The 1,329-nt window shown below is 67.6% G+C and carries 2 protein-coding genes; both read left to right on the top strand.

Annotated elements, in window-relative coordinates; translation table 11 throughout:
- Positions 1 to 160: 160 nt before the first annotated feature.
- On the top strand, positions 161 to 913 hold the full coding sequence (locus ELR45_RS28915) for an SDR family oxidoreductase (protein WP_205857479.1): 753 nt from the start codon (positions 161 to 163) through the stop codon (positions 911 to 913).
- A partial coding sequence (locus ELR45_RS35980) for a sulfatase-like hydrolase/transferase (protein WP_165368204.1) occupies positions 913 to 1,329 on the top strand: 417 nt, incomplete at its 3' end. The genes ELR45_RS28915 and ELR45_RS35980, both read left to right, overlap by 1 nt.

The following is a 1,329-nucleotide window of genomic DNA, read 5'->3' as shown; positions in this document are numbered from 1 at the left end:
GCCTGGTGGCGTCCGGCGTGATCCCTGCGTCGTCGCTGATCTCGCGGATCGAGCCGCTCGAGTCGGCGTCGGCGGCGTTCGACGCGCTGGAGCGCGGTGGCGTCATGAAGATTCTAGTCGGTTGTCAGACGGGACAGGGATGACGGAACGGCGCACATCCATGTTCGATCTGACCGGGCGGATCGCGGTGGTCACCGGAGCACGTCGAGGTATCGGCTTGGCCATGGCAGGTGCACTGGCGGAGGCCGGCGCGGACGTCATCGGTGTGTCGGCGCACCTGGAAGAGTCCGGCAGCGAGGTCGAGGGATTGGTCCGGGCGGCCGGGCGCGACTTCACCGCCAGGCAGGTGGATCTTGGTAGCCGCGATGCTGTCTACCGGTTGGCCGCGGATCTGCGCGACCTCGGCCCGATCGACATCCTCGTCAACAATGGCGGAACCATCGCCCGTGCGCCGGCCGCCCAGCATCCGGACGAGATGTGGGACGACGTCATCGCGGTCAACGTCTCCAGCCAATTCGTACTGAGCCGCGAGGTCGGGCGGGAGATGATCACTCGAGGCCGCGGGAAGGTCATCTTCACCGCTTCATTGCTGAGCTTCCAGGGCGGCATCAACGTACCGGGATACGCGGCGTCCAAGTCGGCAGTCGCGGGTCTGACCAAGGCACTTGCCAACGAATGGGCGCCCCACGGGGTCAACGTCAACGCCATCGCGCCGGGATACATCGCCACCGACAACACCCGGGCACTGCGTGCGGACACGGCGCGAAGCCAGTCGATCCTGGAGCGCATTCCGGCCGGGCGCTGGGGGCGCGCAGACGATCTCGCCGGCGCGACGGTCTTCCTGGCCTCGACAGCCTCGGACTATGTCAACGGGATCACTCTGCCGGTCGACGGCGGCTGGCTGGCTCGCTGATGACGATGCCACGGCCGTCCGGGGACCGACCGAACATCATTCACATCGTCGTCGACGACCTGGGCCACGGCGACCTCGGCTTCATGAACGACGGTCGCTCGCGTACACCCAACCTTGACCGGCTGGCGGCCGACGGCGTCGTCTTGCGCAACCACTATTCGGCGTCGCCGGTGTGTGCACCCGCTCGGGCGTCGTTTCTGACCGGTCGTTACCCGCACCGCACCGGCGCCGTCGACACCCTCGAGGGGCGAGGGCTTGACCGGATCGGACTCAGAGAGCGGCTGGTCGCCGACGATCTCTGTGCGGCCGGGTACGCGACCGGCCTCGTCGGTAAGTGGCACAACGGTGCCCTGGATGACCGGTTCCACCCCACTCGCCGTGGCTTCCACGAGTTCGTCGGCTTCAGCGGTGGTTGG

The organism is Phytoactinopolyspora endophytica (assembly GCF_004138495.1).
Taxonomy (GTDB): Bacteria; Actinomycetota; Actinomycetes; order Jiangellales; family Jiangellaceae; genus Phytoactinopolyspora; species Phytoactinopolyspora endophytica.
This window is presented reverse-complemented; position numbering and strand designations above follow the sequence as displayed.

Bases quoted from the DNA above. Each gene is read 5' to 3' on its own strand.
- ELR45_RS28915 (WP_205857479.1), top strand. From the start codon at position 161: ATGTTCGATCTGACCGGGCGGATCGCGGTGGTCACCGGAGCACGTCGA.